This is a genomic window from Vibrio sp. UCD-FRSSP16_30 (assembly GCF_001676025.1).
GTDB lineage: Bacteria > Pseudomonadota > Gammaproteobacteria > Enterobacterales > Vibrionaceae > Vibrio.
The window spans coordinates 1-16514 of record NZ_LZFW01000023.1 but is presented as its reverse complement, the minus strand read 5'-3'; the positions used below and the strand labels follow the sequence as shown (position 1 = coordinate 16514).

The window sequence follows — 16514 nt, the reverse complement described above, 5'->3', positions numbered from 1 at the left end:
AAGCCCATCTCGATTAAGTCAGGGTGGACGGGGACTTTTCGAATTGCGTGTTTATTTTTAACGTGTTGGTGCTCTCCTGCATCGGTGATGCTGATACAAGGGATAGGCTCGTTATGTCGGGCATCAATAGTTCGTAGTTGGCACGCCTCTGATGGTCTAAGCCCCATATACAATTGAAGAAGTGTTATCCAAAACAAACTCTTTGAGGCATTGTTGAAAGCAGGGTGATGGATCAATGTATGAAGTTCACTCTCTGACCAACGAGAACGTTGATCCGAGGCGTGCTGATTAGATTTGAAAGTATAAAGTAGATTTTGAGTCGGATTGGATGGGATTTTTTCCATCGCAGTTAACCATTTAAAGAATTGCTTAACAGAGGCAAGAAACCCTTTATTTGTTTTAGTACTACGTCCTTCTAAATTTAAACGCTCAATGTATGACATAAATAGAGCGGTATTTAGCGATTGACTTTTTAACTCTAAATAGAATGTAATGAAGTGATGAATGCGTTGTTTTAGTTGATGAATGGACAGTGGAGTAATGTTTTCACTTTCTTTGTAGCTAATGAATTCATCTAACCATTGATTTAAGGGAGGAGCCCCGTTGCTTTTTTCTTTTGGGGGCACGGTTGTCTTGGGTGTTGTAGCAGCTAGCGAGCTTGAGTTGAAATCAAGGTGATTAGAGAGTGACGACCATGATTCTTCAATGTGCTTTTTAAGCTCAGATTTGAATTGACCAAGATACTCACTACTGAACTCCCTATCTAATGGCATTTTATCTAGGGATTGAACCACAATTGGTGCAGTAGCCAGGTTTCGTCTCAGTGCTGTAGGACGAGATTTAGTACGAAGACTTATCTTAAAGTCGAATGGGAAGCCCAGTTTTACTAGCTTCTTAGGGGTGCAGGTTCGGGTGTAATAGACCGAATTGGGATGTTTATAAAGATACAATTGACTCACCTCATTGGATTTGAAGTGACTCCCTAGTTCCTAAACGTAAAAAGTCCCTGATAAATCAGGGGCTCGAATGTGGCGGAGAGATAGGGATTTGAAACCTAGGAATCACCCCTAACACTATACCGACATACATCTAACCCGTTGATTTCAAAGGATTCATTGTGATTTCGATGGTGAACCATGCTCTGAGATTGACTCACCTATTTGTTTATCATAGCACGTAGTATTTAGATTTCTAAAGCTTGGAATTGAAAATAGTTAGGGATTTGGCTCTTTTACTAGGGATCTTGTCGAATGCATTGGTGTTATAGGTGAGCAAAGTTACTCGTCACTCAAATAGCTGTTTTTCATATCTAGTGTTTTACATAGAAGTGAGAGTAGTCAACCGATCATCAAACAAGGTTTCACTCCAAATGATCTATGGTGGGATTGTAAGTGGTTTTAATCATCGCAATTTGTGAATAACTAAAATAATCACAAATAACACCACTATTGTTGTTTTTTTTCGTTGTTTAATATAACAAGTGCAAACCCAATGATACCGGCTATAAAGTACTGAATAAATAAAGTTGCTACATTTATAATTGCAATTTTACGGGGTGGATTAAATATAAAACTATATCCGAAATTAATACTATTACTTTTATATATAGCATAAAATGGCGGGAAAATAGTCATAAGTAACATACATACAACTGTAATAATTAAAATATTCTTTTGTGTTCTATTCATAATAAATATACCCAGTCAAGTGTCCTGTATTGTAATAATAATGAACCATTGTTAATAATGGGTTTGAGTATTATAAGTTTGCAATAAAAAAGATAAATCTACAGCGTGCTCTAAATGGGTGGATTGCAAAGCAGTGCCTAAGTGAGTGCGGTAGAATGGATAATATGATTCGACAGTCCTTAAGTACAAGTTTCATCGTTTTTTGAACGCCTTCTCTATCATTGCCTTTGGTATCAATACCAGATACTGGGTGCCGATGTGTAATCCAATAGCGACGTAGTGCATCTAGCGTTCGATTGGGCAATGGTAACTTACGGTCTTTTCCGCCTTTCCCTTGTCGTATGTTGACAGTCATGGAAGTAGAATCAATGTCATGAACCGTTAAATTTAACCCTTCACTAAGACGTAGCCCGAGAGTATATAAAGTGAGAAAGAAAACTTGATAACGAGCTTTTCGGGTCTTACTGATAAGCAGTCCAACTTGCTCAGGGGTGAGGATATCAGGTAGAGTTTTAATTTGTGGTGGTTTGACAATATTCAACCATTACCACTGTTTGTTCAGCGTATATTTATAGAAAAATTGCAGTCTATTACGGTCAAGTTTGACAGTACTCTATGAGTAAGATTCGATGAGGTTAGCAAAGAAAGCTTTTAAGTCATCTGTGCTTAAAGTATCTGGTGAACGATCAAAATAATGAGTAATCCGACGTACCGCACGGGAATAAGCTTCAATTGTCGCAGGTCGTTTACCTTGCAGCTTAAGGTTGGTAAGGTATTGTTCATAAAGGGAATTAAATTGTTGTTCTACGCTGTTCATCATATTCCCTCCAGTATGAGCCTCTAAAATTAGAGGGTACTGAAAGTATTGATGATGAAGGTTCTTTTCTGCCGCCTAGCAGCTTCGTTCAACAAAGTATTCAAACGGAAAACTTACAGTTGGCTGTTTTTCGTGCCTCAAAAATCTTAGCCAACTATAGTATTGAAATCGGGTATTTCTAGGAGAGTTAATTGACATTTAGCGAAACCATCACAGGCCTCAGATCAATATCTGAAGAACTTAAAAATAAAGGCATAACGGTTGAGAAGCTTGATGAAGCTATTTCAGAGCTTACAAAGCATCACAATAACATTAGGGAAATCGAAGATAATATTGATGCAATCAAGGATGAGGTGATCGCTCCGATAAAGGAAGAACTTATTCAAAACAAGACAGCAGGAAGGTTTTCTGTGTTTGGATTTTGGGTCGGAGCTATTGGACTGGTTGTTTCGATTGGTACTTTGCTTTCCCAGTCAAAAGGTATAGATGCCCCATTTGCAAATAATCACGAAATATCTGAACGACTTCATCAGATTGAAACTCAATTGTTGTTTCCCAAAGGGATGTCTACAGACCCAGGCGAAATTGTCGTCAAAAGGTCTGAGCGTATGGAAATAGCCTCACTAAATGAGGATAAATTCTACATAAAAGTTGACTCAACTGCCGTCTGGCCAAGGGGTGAGGGTATTAAGGGCGGCATAAATATATACAAAAATGGTATTCTGTTAGGCAATCTTGCGTTAAAAAATAGTGTTACTCGAAGTGATGGGGTATCTGAGCTTCGTCCTTGGTTTGACGCTGAAGCGTTAGCTGTAGATGTCGGAGATAAAATAGAAATTGGTACTATTCAAATCGAAGTAAAAAGAATACTAAATGTAGAACCGAAAGGACGGTTCTTAGGTGATGCATATGACGGTATAGTCTTCCATCTGTCTGAAAATCAGAATATAACAAGCCAAAGCACACGGTCGCAGTAAACTGCGCCGGTGTTTGAAGCGTTATAAATTTTATTCAAATTTGGAGATAAAATTGAAACCAAAAATTTTTATAGCCTCATCAGTGGAAGGGTTGGATATTGCTTATGCAATACAGTCAAATTTAGATTTTGATGCTGATATGACGGTATGGAGTCAGGGAGTATTCACGTTATCTCAAACCTCACTGGACTCTTTGATAACTGAGTTGGATGCATCAGATTTTGGTATCTTTGTATTTACTCCTGATGATGAGACTGTGATACGAGGTGAGTCAACAAGAACCATAAGAGATAATGTTTTGTTTGAGTTGGGTTTATTTATAGGAAAACTAGGAAAAGACCGTTGTTTCTTTGTTGTGCAAGACAGCACAGAACTACATATCCCAACTGATCTCTATGGTATTACTCCTGCCCGTTATCGTGGAGACCGCCGTGATAAGAACATTGAGGCGGCTTTAGGTTCTGCTTGTAATTACATTCGTAGATTTGTTCGGGATTTGAAGAGTGTATCTAGCACTCAGGAAACTGTAAATCCTGAGCTTGTAGATGAAAATTTAGATGATGCTGACATTATAGCTATCCTAGAAACCTGGCTACGTACTGATGCCAGAGAGGGTACAGCAATAAGATACTCTGATGTTGATAAGTCCGAAAATCTTCCAAATGGTTCAACTAAGCGTCTTATAACTCAAGTGTTTGAACGAAATACTGATCTAGTGCTCGAAATTAGTGGGGCATCAGTATTTAAGTTCGGTGAAGAGTTGAGGTTGAGTTCTTACATCGTCTAAACCAGGTTTATAACAAATAAGGATAAGAGTCGCCCAGCCGACACTTTATCTGGTGTTGAACAAGCCCAATCGTGTAGTTGTCTTCTATTAGTAAATTGCTCTTTGGTGAGTAGCTTGTAATGAGCCTCATCGACTTTCTACAAGTCGCACGAGGCTATCGAGTCGAATCCGCTATGATTAACCCTGACTTATTGGATTTTATCCACTCTAGCTTTTGAGGGTTAGCCCCTCGATAGTCTTGTAAAACAGCGATCTGGATAAAAGACTTGTGTGTATCTAAGGTAGTGAAAATTATGTTATTATTCATACTAGCCCCCAGTTTAGTTGTTTAAATACACTAATTATGACACTGGCTTTAAGCTAACCCATGCAATTATAGGCTAGCACCTTATGGGAATCATTATGTCTAACTTTAAAGGAGAACCCAATGAGGTTGGTGTTTACAATGTTATTATGCATGCATGTATTTAATGCGTATGCTGGTGACGGGCACTCTCTCAAAAAGTCCTGTATTGAAGCTGAAAGATTATGGTCAGGCAAAATTGGAGATAAAGAGCAAGGATTTTATTGCGTAGGGCTATTAAAAGGAGTTGTTTCTGTAATGACAATTACCGCTAATTCATCAGATAAAGAAACTGCTAATCACTTAGGGATGTGTAACAAAGAAAAGCCTCAGCATTTTATTACAACTGAAAAATCAATTGAAACAGTACTTAAGTATTTGTATTCAAATCCGGATAAACTGAACCAACAAGATTTTTCTATTGCTATGCAAGCTATGCAAAAAGGGTTTCCTTGTACTAAATAAAGCTAATAAGAAAATTAATCTGGGCTGCTAACTGTTGGCTAGGTTTCGTTCTGCTTCTCATTTTCGCTAACTACTAGTCAATCTCTTATTTGGGTGTTGATATTCAAAAAGGAAAAACAATGAGAATGATTTTTACATTTATTTTTTTACTTCCAGCATTGGCTCTTGCTGATACAACGACATACTTATGTAATTACGGCAGTTACAGTGATCAGGAAGGTAATCATAAGGTCAAAAATAAGTTCGAGCTAAATTTTATTGTGGATAAAGACACTAGCAAAAGCTATTTGCTGGGTAATAATGGCAGCTCTGAAGTTAAGCTATTCGAATCAAGCGATCAACTAGCCTTTATTGAAATCACTGCAACCGGCAACCTCATGACTACTGCGATTGATAGTAAATTTAATTCTGTTCATAGTAGAAATTCAATAATGTTCGGCGAAATGCTGCCATCACAGTACTATGGAAAGTGTGAAGTTAAATAAAGCACATCATAAGCGCAGTAAATTCGCTTTTCTTTAACGCACACCGTTACCTTCGTCATTAAACCTCAAAAGAAGATAGCATGGAGCAAATGATCACAAATGAAATAGTATAGTTGATTGTAGCTTCAATTATTTGTACACCACTACTATGGCAAATATTCAAGAAAGCAGGGGTTCTCTTCTTGTTCTTTCCCACCTTTTGGTGTCTTAGTCGTAGCGCTAGTTCTAGGTTATAGAAAATGACCCAACGGCAAGGAGGAATAGCATGGTTGGTATTAGCATTTGGCAAATAATCATAATCTTTATCATGCTAGATCTTAGTATGGTTTGGGCTCTATTATTCGCACGCATCGTAGGAAAAGCTGGTTTTAATAAATGATGGGCGATAATTCCTCTCATCCCACTCTTAAATATGATTTTTCTGTGGGTCTTTGCTTTTAAAAAATAGCCTGAGTAAGTTTAGTGAGTGAGGCAGATTTGAGCGTGGCTTTGCCTCAAAGCGTTAAGTGGCAGTCGTCATTTCACTATGAGTGACTCCATCAAAATTGGATACTGAGTTAAACGATTATCATACTTGTAATTGACATTGAATAAAGGCGCTGACAAACCTTTATCTTTGCTCAATTGAGCAAACTCTGCCGAAGAATATTTTAAACCCTCTAGTCAGAAATTACCCAGCAAAAGAACGCAACAGCAAATTGTAATCCTCATCATTGTATTACTCCCATTGAATACAAAAGAGGGGCGAGTGACTCGCACGTTTTTAACGTTTTCCTTCTTGTATTCGGTTTTAGCCAGAAAAAACCTGAAAAGCCATAACTCACCGAGTTGTGGCTTTTTTCTTGGGCGCAGTCTTAACAATGTAAAAACCTGACTCGATGGTGTTTCACCTTAATATCCCCTACCTAATAGCATGACGCCGAGGCGTTTTTATAACGGTCTAGTGATAGAGATAAGAAGAAGCTCATGAAAAAAATGAACAGCTAAAACCAACCAATGCATGAGGCAAAGAGCGATACATCAGCATTGGTAAAGTAAGGCGAACAAGTTTTGTTTGATGAACGGCCTTCTGACTAGAAATAGTAAATAAGAAGAGTTCGATTTTCGCGATAAATATGGAAAGGCTAAAACCGACCAGTGCGGGAGCGCGTAAGCGCGAGCAATCAGCACTGGTAAAGGTGGAGTGTGATGACAGTATGAGGCTTCGTCTAATTGTCGAAAGAAATTAGACGAAGCCCTACAAGATGCACAACCCCTTATAGAATCAGGTTCCGATGGAACTGACTCGTAAAGTTTTCGGAAGTTACGGAATGGAAAAGAGACTTGGCGCGACAATAAGCAGCATGTGCTAGGCGTTATTGTTGTAATGCAAACAAGAGAGTTCCAATGACTTCAAAATAGATATAGCACGCAAATAGAGGATGCAATAAGCCGCACGCTGATGCCAACAGCGCTATTTGTTCGACTGAGGCTGCAACACTGCCCATGACCTTAAAGTAGAAGGGAACGGTCACCCCCCCTGATGTGAGGATGCAATAAGCCCACCGTCTCCTAGTGGAGAAGCACATTAGTTTAAAAAGGCGTATTCATTTATCGATACAGGAGTGAGACTCTCCTGCGCATGACTTGCTATGTCAAACCCGCTTAACCGAAAAACCATTGCTCAAACTGGCTGATAGGAAACCCCGAAAAGGGTGTTTATGTGATGCCGATTGGCTCAAATTAAGTAGCGCACCCATTAAGTCGTCATGTTTAAACAAAAATAAACACTGACGGATTATTTGATGGGCCGTTATTGATTTACCTATGGAAAATTTAACAACAAGAGTAGGTGGGTAGTATGAATCAAGGCACAACGCGCCAAGTAAAGGCATTAATGAGCCACACTTTAAAGCCAGGCATTCCTTATCGTAAGAAGCGACTCAACCGTCTTTTGCGTATGCTTGATGACATATTCGAGCATGAGCCTTATTTAGGGGAGCGATTGGAGAGTCTGGGACGCAATCACATGATTGGTTACTGGCGTCGGACTGAGCATGAATCACAAGCTGTGCGTAAAGAAAAATACCAAGTGTTACTTTCTTTTGTTGAGTACGCGAATTTGAACATCCGAGTTCCTATACCAAAAGACGTAAAACGCAATCTGTAATGAATCACGCATCATTTTAACTACTAGAAAATACAAAAAACGCGCTTACAGCGGTATGTGAGCGCGTTTTTTGTGTTTTTGATGAGAGCCAAATTAAAATCGCCACACAGTGGTGACGTAAGCGCCCCTTGAAACTACTTCCTCTAGATTTAAACAGAGGAAAGAACATGAGAAAGACAAAATATCGTGGTCATCAACCCAACGGCGTTCGTGACTTCAGTAAGCCGAACTTTGGTTTACGCTCTAGGCAGATAGATAAAGCGCTTATCAACGCTTCGCTTGAGCAGTTAGGAGGGGTGAAAAACAATACTCACGCGGCAAGGTTACCTGCTTGTCGTGAATTTGCAGATTTTTTAAAGCGTCATACCGATGTGAAGCGACTGGATAAAGTCGATAAATCTCATGTGATGCTTTTTGGTGAATATTTACGAGAGCGATTTGAATCTGACAATGGGTTCACAGCAAGTTCGGCAAGAGACTATTTGAGTCATATTAATGTTTGCATGCAGCAAGCCAGAGGCGACAGTAAAACTAAGGTGTTGGCGACTAAAGAGTTGGATTATCCTCAAAAATCAGGCATTGCCACAGTGGATGCCTCGGTTAATGACACTCTTCATCAGTGCATTTTGTCAAAAGCCTCTGAGCCATTGGCGGTGATGGCCGACCTGCAACGTCAATTTGGTTTACGGCAACGAGAGGCTGCGCTGTTAGACAGTGCTAAAGCACTCAGTGATGCCGTAAATCATGGGAAGATATGCGTTTCTAGAGGCACTAAAGGTGGACAACCACGGGAAGTAGAATGTGATAAAGAGGGGCAATATCAAGCGCTTCAACGAGGAGCACAGCACCAAGCACAAACAGGGCATGACAACCTTGTTCCAGTCACTATGAGTATAAAATCATTTCAGTCGTGGGCATGGCGCGAGCATCAACGTATCGATCCAACCTATAAAACCCACGGTGAGCGAAAGCATTTTGCTTGTGAGTATTATCTGGCATTAACTCGCGTATTGCCGCCAGTGAAGGTAGGTGTTGCTCATGGTAAGGCGCATCATGAGTACATGGCCTCGCAACTCAACATCTCACTTCAACAAGCGCGAGAGTTAGATAAAGAGGCTCGTATGACCATCTCTAAATCATTGGGTCATCATCGAGTCAGCATCACTTCAGCGTACCTTGGCTAAAAAGGTGTGGGTGTTAGAGCACTAAAAAATTCGAACGTATTATTATTTGGCATTAGCTTGGCTTAATACAGATAAGACTGATATTTAAGGAGCTTCAATTTAGGCATGCTATAAGCCTGCATCAAAGTGCTGTTAGGAGAGAATAATAGAATAAAGCTGTGTGATGACTTAGGCCCCCAATAGTATTGAGGGCCTTTTTTACGATGGTGGTTAGTTAGCTTTAGATACGCACTGCTGTGCACCAATCAGTTGCAACAGAGCGACCGTGTGACCCTCTGAGGTCGAACAGAGGGCAAATACACACCAACGTTCTACAATGCCATTGCAAACGAAAGAAAGGGTCATGTTGTTGATGTCGATAGTTCTGAGTGTTTTGTTTGCACCTACAGCACATTGGCTCATTAATGAAAATTTATCGTCGACTAGCTTAGAGACAGGCTTGTTCATTTTAATGGCGACCATTGGGTTTTGGCTAAATTCACTCAGATCAATGTTCATTAGTGGAGTGAGTTGAAGGTTTTTTACGTTGTCCATACAGGCATCCTTTTTTATGGGTTTTGGTTTATATCTTCATTCTTAAGCTAACACTTCTGATCTCGCGCCAAAGCGATTTCCCGGAAATAAATGTTAAAAAAAAATATTTTTATTTTGAAGGATCTGAGGTGGATGAGCAGGATAGGTTTCCTTTTTGAGAGTGAGGATCTTGTCGTGTATCACGAAAAGATATGGGGTCATCATCAAATCCCAATCACCCTACATATCTTCACTAAAAATGGATGGGAGTAAGAACAATAAAAAATACGAACGTATTAATATTTAGCGTTGGTTTGGCTTAATACAGGTAGAGTTTAGGCATGATATAAGCCTGTATCAAAGTGCTGTTAGGAGAGGAAAATAGAATGAAGCTGTCTGATTAATTAAGCCCTCAATAGTATTGAGGGCCTTTTTTACGATGGTGGTTAGTTAGCTTTAGATACGCACTGCTGCTGTGCACCAATCAGTTGCAATAGAGCGACAGTGTGACCCTCTGGGGCCGAACAGAGGGTAAATATGCACCAACACTCTACGATGCCATTGTTAACGAAAGAAAACGTCATATTGTCGATGTCGATAGCTTTGAGTATGTTATTGAAACCGCACACACCCAAGACACATTGACCCATTAACGAATGTTTATCGTCGACCAGTTGAGAGGCCGGTTTGTTCATATTGATTATGGCGATGGGGTTTTGGCTAAACTCGCTCAGATTAAGATTCACTAGTGGAGTGAATTGAAGGTTTTTTACGTTGTCCATACAGGCATCCTTTTTTATGGGTTTTGGTTTATATCTTCATTCTTAAGCTAACACTTCGGATCTCCCGCCAAAGCGATTTCCCGGAAATAAATATAAAAAAGTAATATTTTTATTTTGAAGAATCAGATGCGGATTAGCAGGATAGGTTTAGTTTTTAATCGGAGTGAGCTTGTCGCGTATCTCGAAAAGCTAATGGACTCTTTTCATTCGGCTTTAACCAGAAAAGCCATGACTCTAGGGGCATGGCTTTCTCTTATACGTTTGATCTTACAAAGATAAGATTGATTACCTTAAAAAATTCAAACTACAGTAACAGACCAAAATCAGTCTGTTTGGGTTTAGACTTGGGGAATAAGCCCATCACGCGCAATCCAAACTTTACACACTGCCAAGTTGAACGGCGTGAGACTTCCACCTGTAAATTGTGAGGCTCTATGCTTTGTTGTCCTGCCAAAGTGGGCTCAGTATGGACTGATTGTATGGCATCCGGTTGAGAGTCGGAGGCGACTCTATTGGGCAGTGGTAAAGCGGAGTCGTTTGAATGTTTTATTGCTGAGCTCGAGTTTATTTCATCGGCTTGATGCTCTAGATTGGGTTCATCATGTAATGATTGTGCAGCGCTAAGCATAGAGCGAGTATCCTCATCAGAGATAGACAACCACTGAGCATAGTGTTTTTCAGTGACTGAAGTATCGACATGTCCCATTATCACAGAGACAAGTTTGATTGGAGCCCCTCCACTCAACGTTATAGAGGCAAATGAGTGGCGCAGTTGAGATGGCCCTCGGTGTTTAAGCCCCGTGTCTTCAAGAAATTTAGTGAAAAATCGTTGAGCATAATTTTTGCTATCCGTAAATGCCTTACCAGTGAGATCATTGACAAACACAGGTCTGAATGAGTGAGGAGTAAACGCCGTTTTACTGACATCACGAACTTTAATGTCAATCGCTTCTCTATTACCGGTAATGTTAAACTGGTTTTGAAGCAAACTCATGGCTTCATCAGTCAGATCGATAGTACGACGTGATTGTTTTGTCTTTGGTCCATTGAACTCTTTTAGCGTTCGGGAGCGACAAATAGACACTTTTCGCTCCTTAAAATGAATGTCACTCCAACACAGTGCAACAGCCTCTTGCATTCTCAGTCCAAGCAGTCTTCCTAACAATGCCAGTGCTTTTCCTGATGGGAATTGTGTCTCTGTGTTTTCCATTTTGCGAAAATCGCCCTTAGAAAATGGTTTTTTTTCTTCAAGGACGGTATCCGGCTTTAAGCCTTCAAGTTTCTCACAAGGATCTTTAAGAAAATACCCATCGTTCGTTGCCATTTTAGTCAGCTTCTTGAGCACGGTCAGTCGGTTAGTGATGGTTTTGTTTTTGTAATGCTCTTGCCAATCGGTGATGATTTCGATTATGTCGCTGTACTTGAGATCTTCAAATATATAATTTTGTTCTATCTCACTACAGACAATATTGAGACAGCTTTTATAGCTCTTATAGGTTGATTCTTTGTACGTGTTCTCACAGTAATTTTCAGTGATTTTGTGATACTTGCTTAGTCTGTCAGCGGAATCGTTCATTTTTATCTCCAGTTGCAACAGCATTCTGCTGCTGCTTTGGAGTGGGGTAATCCAAGTGAAAAAAGAAAAATCCCGTGTTGCGACAAAAAAGAAACGCAACACTCTGATCCTGTTTAATGATCATGAATGCTGAAAATATCGATAACGGCTTTCAGTTTTGGTAGCGTCAATTTCTTACCATAGCGTCCATAGGTCATGTTGTGATTGGCATGCCCCACCACTTCTGCCACTTGATATTCCTCTATTCCTTTTTGTTTGAGGTCATCAATGAAGGTATGGCGGAATCCATAGGCCGTAGGTCGTGCGCCAGATTTCATTGCTAAGGCATTTTGGATTTTGGCAAATTGAGTTCGAAATAATTTGGTCCAGTCTTGATCTGGTCCTGTCGGTGTCCAGTTAAAGAGGTTAATTTGATTTTGTCTTTTTTGTTCTCGTACAAAATCAAGAAAACCAAGTTGAATTAGAGCGTTATGTACAGGTAACGTTCTTAATGAATGTTGATTTTTTAACTTTTGAGATTCGCCCTTATCGGTAATGGTGAGCACAAGCATTTCTGATTTTATCTGTATATCAACGATTGCAAGTTGGCAGACTTCGGAAGGTCTTAGGCCCATGTAGATAAGAAGTAACACACTCCAACGCATAGAGGGGGTTGCTCGTTGAAATTGGTCACATTTAAGAAAGGTCTCGACTTGTGTTTTAGACCATTTCTCACGTTGTTCAGAAGCGAATTTGTCTGACTTAAAGGTGAGTGAAAGGCCATCAAACGAGTTTTTGCTAAGAAAGTCATTAATCACCAACCATTTAACAAATTGTTTCGCCGAACCCCAATAGTCTTTTTTAGTTTTGGCACTTTTATCCCATGACTGTAGGTGATTGCCAAATGCCATAAGAATGCGTGCATTGATTTGGGTGATCGACGTCTTTGATTTTTTAAGATGATCGAGAAAATAGCGAGTTCGTTTGTCGAGTTGATGCACGGTTAAGTGTGTGACTTTAGCTTTGCGTTTAGTCTCGATGAATTGCTCTTGCCAACGATAGCCAATGACATAATTATTGTTTGAGTTCTTAGGCTTTTGAGACTGCCCTAAAGGATCACTCGATAGCAGTTCATGCTCAATGCCAGTGTCATTAAATGCATTGCGAAATATTTGAACAGAGGAAGTGATTTCTGACTTAAAAGTTGCAGGTGAATCCCTAGTAATATCGATTTTGTCTAGGGATTGAAGTACATGAGAAAGAATTGGCGCACTTCGCCTAATCGCAATGGAACGAGATTTAGTTTGTAGGCTGAATTTAAAATCGAAAGGAAACCCTTGTTCTGTAAGGGCTTTAGGGGTACATACGCGAATAAAGTAAACGCTGTGACGACTTTTAAAAAGATACATTGACTCACCTGATTGACTCACCAGAGCAATTACAGGTATCAGAAATGCAAAAAGCCCCTGATAAATCAGGGGCTCGAATGTGGCGGAGAGATAGGGATTTGAAGACTTCCTATTCTGAAACCTTATCTATAACCCCCTTGTCTAGGTAGGGATTAAGATTTTAGAAACCTTAGAGTCAATTTCAGTTGACTTACACTATTGACAATAACTGCAACTGTAAATCATATCAAGGATAAAATAAAGTTTTTTCAAATACACCTGAAATTAGCTCGGCACCAAATTTATTCAAATGGTCATCATCAAAATAGTATGATTTATCGCCTATATTCCCATTGCAATAGTTTGAATCACATAAGTATGGAATAGGATCAATAATAGTAACTCCACATTTCTTCGCCATTGTATTCTGTGTTTGATATACGATATTCTGCCTTTGAAGATATTCATTAAATGATAATTTAATTTCGCCAGCCTTTCCTGTTGTCATAATATTTTTCATTAGAGTTTTAGGCACATCCTGTTTGAGTTCAGGTATAGGTCGAACAACAAATGTAGGGCTATGTTTAGTAAACTCACATGCAGTAGAAACTAGAGCATCAACCATTGCAGACTTTGTTTTATCTTTATCTTGAATAAATTTAATTGGATAATTTATTCCATCCTTTTCGTTCTGACCATAAAAAGCAACGGCAGTTCTATTAATAATTATTATTGGAACACCTTGGTATTTTTGTTTCGCCTCTTCAAGTGAACGTTCAACAAATACTCCGCAACCATCTGAAAATTTAGGTTCAACTCTGTAGACGCCTTTAGCTGTAGGGCAACCACTCATAGTCCAGTCAAGAACTGATTTATTACGTTCATTATAAAGTCTGCTTATCATACCAATTAAGGCTTCTGCATGACTATCTCCAATAACTATAGCTCCTACTTCTCCGTTACCATATTGACAACGAGGAGCCTTATCATCCCACCCTTTATGACATTGACTCCAACGTTCTTCCTTCAACGATTGAGTCGTAATGTTTTGAACTGATTTTGGATAATGAAAAAGTACACCCTTTGATAAAAAAACAAAGCTTGATAGCCCACCAATAAAGAGTATCAACCAAATTGGTTTTACATACATTAATTTACGCCATGAACTAAATGAAGAAAACTTAATACTCTCTATCAGGTGAACACTCAAAAAACCTAGTAGAATAGATATAGTAATCCCGTATAATTCTTGATTTTTAGTATTAGATAAAGAATTAATATACACGACAATAGGCCAGTGCCATAAGTAAATAGAATATGACCACTTTCCAAGAGCTTGAAACACTGAGTTATTAGTTACAAAGCTATCTTGACGATTCGCAATGATTATTAAGTATGCGCCAAATACAGGTACAAGAGCCCAATGTCCTGGCCATGCGATATCGCTTGATATAAAGGCGTATGACAGCAGGATTAATGCTAACCCTGTATATTCTGCTATTTTTTTGTGATTACTTTTAAGCGCAATAGGATACAAAAATGCTAATCCACCAAACATCATTTCCCATGCTCGGGTTGGCAGTAGGTAGTAGGCTGGATTAGGCCATTTAATTGTTGCGACAACACTTAATGCAAAACCGAGTAATGTGCCAAGTATTAACAGACGCTTGATGTTAGTAATAGATAGAAACTTCTTAAGCGCTATTAATACTATTGGGTAGATAATATAAAATTGCCACTCAACCGAAAGAGACCAAGTGTGTAGCAACCACTTTTCATGAGATGCAGCAGCGAAATACCCTGACTCTCGCCAGTAGATAATGTTAGATAAGAACCCCATACTACTGGCTACATGCTTGCCTAGTGCCCTGTAGTCCATTGGAGTAAGGTAAAACCACCCAAATACGAGCAAGACTAAACAGAGCACAGCTAATGCTGGAATGATACGATTAGCACGAGCTACGTAGAACTTGAATAGACTGAAATTATCATTTTCCAAACCTCGAAAAATAATACTGGTCATTAGAAAGCCTGATATGACAAAAAAGACGTCAACACCAGCAAATCCACCAGGAACCCAAGCAGGGTTAAAGTGGAATAATACTACAGCAATAACGGCAATGGCTCTTAAGCCGTTAATATCATATCTAAAGTTCATGGTTATCTATATCAAAAAAATAATGTGCGCGATTATAACAGAATTTAGGACAGTCTCAATATAGATTAATCCAACATACGATACTGATATCATGGCCTGCTTTATCTTTCTATCTGATTTAGATGGATTATTTCATAAGTTCATTTAAATTATGATTAGCCGTATTTTCACGCCTAGGTGTCTGTAACCCTTCAAGCTCTTTGGTTAGCAAGTAGTCTTTGATTTCATGCTCTCCCACCTTTAAATACTTCATTACTAGGGTTTCTATAGCCCAGTCATTAAGATCTTTAAAAGCTTCAATCACTTGACGATAAAATGTTTGATAATGAGAGTCGGATTTTTTACTCGATATGTATCGGTCAATGGAGGCAAAAATCTTAAGAAGGATTTTTACAATATCATTGGCGTCAACTTGGTCTGCTAGCTCCTTTAGCCGCGCTATGTTATCGGCTTTATCAATAGCCAAACGTTCATTGTCATAATTCAGTTGTGCTTGTATTTGGATTTTTTTCTCTAACCCTTTTGTAACCGTATCATTTCTATTTTTTATGAGCTGCAGGTGCTTTTCGTTGGCCTGTATTTCTTCTTCTTGCTTTATTGACTTGGCACGGGCGGACTGCCTTTCTGCGTCTCGTGTTTCTTGCTCTTTTTCATATTCACGAATACGAGTTGCCTCTAATCTCTCAGCCTGTGCGATCCTCTCAAGAATCATTTTTTCTTCTTCTAGTGCTCTTGTGTGGAAATTATGGCTACGTTGATGCTTTGGAAGCTTAGCTTCAACTCTCATCTGTTTATTCTTTTCAATTCGCTCTTGAGTCTTCTCTAATCGAACGGCTTTTAAGGGAATGTTTTCATTTTCTAGAAAGTAATTGGCATAGAGTAAGAACATGGCCTGCCAATACTCTCCGCGCAACTTTGAGTATTGGTAGTTTTTCTTCGCTTTACATTCTGTCCAGATATTTTGTTCTTCCATTGATAAGGTGTTGGTGACATAGCGATCAATAGCGCGCTCTTCGGTATGCCTCAAATCAAAAGTCTGCGTTATGCTATTTTTTCCATCGATAAAGCAATGTATATGACTGCATAGATCTTCGTGATCGAGTCGCTCATCGCCATGAGTCACTGCTAGCTTAATCGGGTGCTCGGGTAATACACGAGCTAGGAAACCTTTTAACAGTTTGTAGTTGTGTTCAGAGGTGAATGTTTCATTGTTGACTTGCCAT

At 39.3% G+C, this 16514-nt stretch carries 14 protein-coding genes and 1 pseudogene; 7 read left to right on the top strand and 8 right to left on the bottom strand.

Annotation, left to right across the window (positions count from 1 at the left end; genetic code table 11):
* Positions 1–950, bottom strand: a 950-nt coding sequence (locus tag A9260_RS10300; protein WP_156684039.1) for a site-specific integrase, incomplete at its 3' end; no start/stop codon positions are given.
* Positions 951–1758: 808 nt separating this feature from the next.
* Positions 1759–2505, bottom strand: a pseudogene (locus tag A9260_RS10290) (tyrosine-type recombinase/integrase).
* A 191-nt stretch (positions 2506–2696) separates the two neighbouring features.
* Between A9260_RS10290 and A9260_RS10285 the strand changes: the two are divergent.
* Entirely contained in the window at positions 2697–3482 is a 786-nt protein-coding gene (locus tag A9260_RS10285; protein ID WP_068698685.1) for a hypothetical protein, read from the top strand.
* A gap of 52 nt (positions 3483–3534) precedes the next feature.
* Positions 3535–4269, top strand: a complete 735-nt coding sequence (locus A9260_RS10280; protein ID WP_197485285.1) for a TIR domain-containing protein — start codon at positions 3535–3537, stop codon at positions 4267–4269.
* A gap of 154 nt (positions 4270–4423) precedes the next feature.
* On the opposite strand, the gene A9260_RS16945 is transcribed toward A9260_RS10280, so the two are convergent.
* Positions 4424–4576, bottom strand: a complete 153-nt coding sequence (locus A9260_RS16945; RefSeq protein WP_373604477.1) for a hypothetical protein — start codon at positions 4574–4576, stop codon at positions 4424–4426.
* A gap of 120 nt (positions 4577–4696) precedes the next feature.
* Between A9260_RS16945 and A9260_RS10275 the strand changes: the two genes are divergently transcribed.
* The 4 genes from A9260_RS10275 to A9260_RS10260 all read left to right on the top strand — a co-directional run bounded on the left by A9260_RS10275 (position 4697) and on the right by A9260_RS10260 (position 8895).
* Positions 4697–5077 (top strand): Rap1a/Tai family immunity protein, encoded by a 381-nt coding sequence (locus tag A9260_RS10275; RefSeq protein WP_068698683.1) that lies wholly within the window; start codon positions 4697–4699, stop codon positions 5075–5077.
* A 119-nt stretch (positions 5078–5196) separates the two neighbouring features.
* The gene (locus tag A9260_RS10270) at positions 5197–5562 is read left to right on the top strand and encodes a hypothetical protein (protein ID WP_068698681.1); all 366 of its coding nucleotides are present in this window, start codon (positions 5197–5199) and stop codon (positions 5560–5562) included.
* A 1840-nt stretch (positions 5563–7402) separates the two neighbouring features.
* A complete protein-coding gene (locus A9260_RS10265; RefSeq protein WP_068698679.1) occupies positions 7403–7711 on the top strand; it encodes a hypothetical protein in 309 nt (102 codons plus the stop codon).
* A gap of 167 nt (positions 7712–7878) precedes the next feature.
* Entirely contained in the window at positions 7879–8895 is a 1017-nt protein-coding gene (locus A9260_RS10260) for an integrase domain-containing protein (RefSeq protein ID WP_068698677.1), read from the top strand.
* Between the two features lie 210 nt (positions 8896–9105).
* On the opposite strand, the gene A9260_RS10255 is transcribed toward A9260_RS10260, so the two are convergent.
* A complete protein-coding gene (locus tag A9260_RS10255) occupies positions 9106–9429 on the bottom strand; it encodes a hypothetical protein (protein ID WP_068698675.1) in 324 nt (107 codons plus the stop codon).
* A gap of 485 nt (positions 9430–9914) precedes the next feature.
* Here A9260_RS10255 and A9260_RS16940 point away from each other — a divergent pair, with 485 nt between their 5' ends.
* Positions 9915–10061, top strand: coding sequence for a hypothetical protein (locus A9260_RS16940; protein WP_156684037.1), 147 nt, complete (start codon positions 9915–9917; stop codon positions 10059–10061).
* Between the two features lie 433 nt (positions 10062–10494).
* On the opposite strand, the gene A9260_RS10245 is transcribed toward A9260_RS16940, so the two are convergent.
* The 4 genes from A9260_RS10245 to A9260_RS17035 all read right to left on the bottom strand — a co-directional run.
* Entirely contained in the window at positions 10495–11766 is a 1272-nt protein-coding gene (locus tag A9260_RS10245; protein WP_068698671.1) for a tyrosine-type recombinase/integrase, read from the bottom strand.
* Positions 11767–11879: 113 nt separating this feature from the next.
* Positions 11880–13154: a site-specific integrase gene (locus A9260_RS10240; protein WP_068698669.1), complete on the bottom strand. Its 1275-nt coding sequence runs from the start codon at positions 13152–13154 to the stop codon at positions 11880–11882.
* A 226-nt stretch (positions 13155–13380) separates the two neighbouring features.
* Complete coding sequence (locus tag A9260_RS10235) at positions 13381–15291, bottom strand: acyltransferase family protein (protein ID WP_068698667.1); 1911 nt, start codon at positions 15289–15291, stop codon at positions 13381–13383.
* A 127-nt stretch (positions 15292–15418) separates the two neighbouring features.
* On the bottom strand, positions 15419–16514 hold a 1096-nt coding region (locus A9260_RS17035; protein ID WP_197488354.1), incomplete at its 5' end, for a hypothetical protein.

Coding starts and splice junctions, on each gene's coding strand:
- A9260_RS16945 (WP_373604477.1), bottom strand. CDS start 4,576: ATGAATAATAACATAATTTTCACTACCTTAGATACACACAAGTCTTTT.
- A9260_RS10275 (WP_068698683.1), top strand. CDS start 4,697: ATGAGGTTGGTGTTTACAATGTTATTATGCATGCATGTATTTAATGCG.
- A9260_RS10270 (WP_068698681.1), top strand. CDS start 5,197: ATGAGAATGATTTTTACATTTATTTTTTTACTTCCAGCATTGGCTCTT.
- A9260_RS10265 (WP_068698679.1), top strand. CDS start 7,403: ATGAATCAAGGCACAACGCGCCAAGTAAAGGCATTAATGAGCCACACT.
- A9260_RS10260 (WP_068698677.1), top strand. CDS start 7,879: ATGAGAAAGACAAAATATCGTGGTCATCAACCCAACGGCGTTCGTGAC.
- A9260_RS10255 (WP_068698675.1), bottom strand. CDS start 9,429: ATGGACAACGTAAAAAACCTTCAACTCACTCCACTAATGAACATTGAT.
- A9260_RS10245 (WP_068698671.1), bottom strand. CDS start 11,766: ATGAACGATTCCGCTGACAGACTAAGCAAGTATCACAAAATCACTGAA.
- A9260_RS10240 (WP_068698669.1), bottom strand. CDS start 13,154: ATGTATCTTTTTAAAAGTCGTCACAGCGTTTACTTTATTCGCGTATGT.
- A9260_RS10235 (WP_068698667.1), bottom strand. CDS start 15,291: ATGAACTTTAGATATGATATTAACGGCTTAAGAGCCATTGCCGTTATT.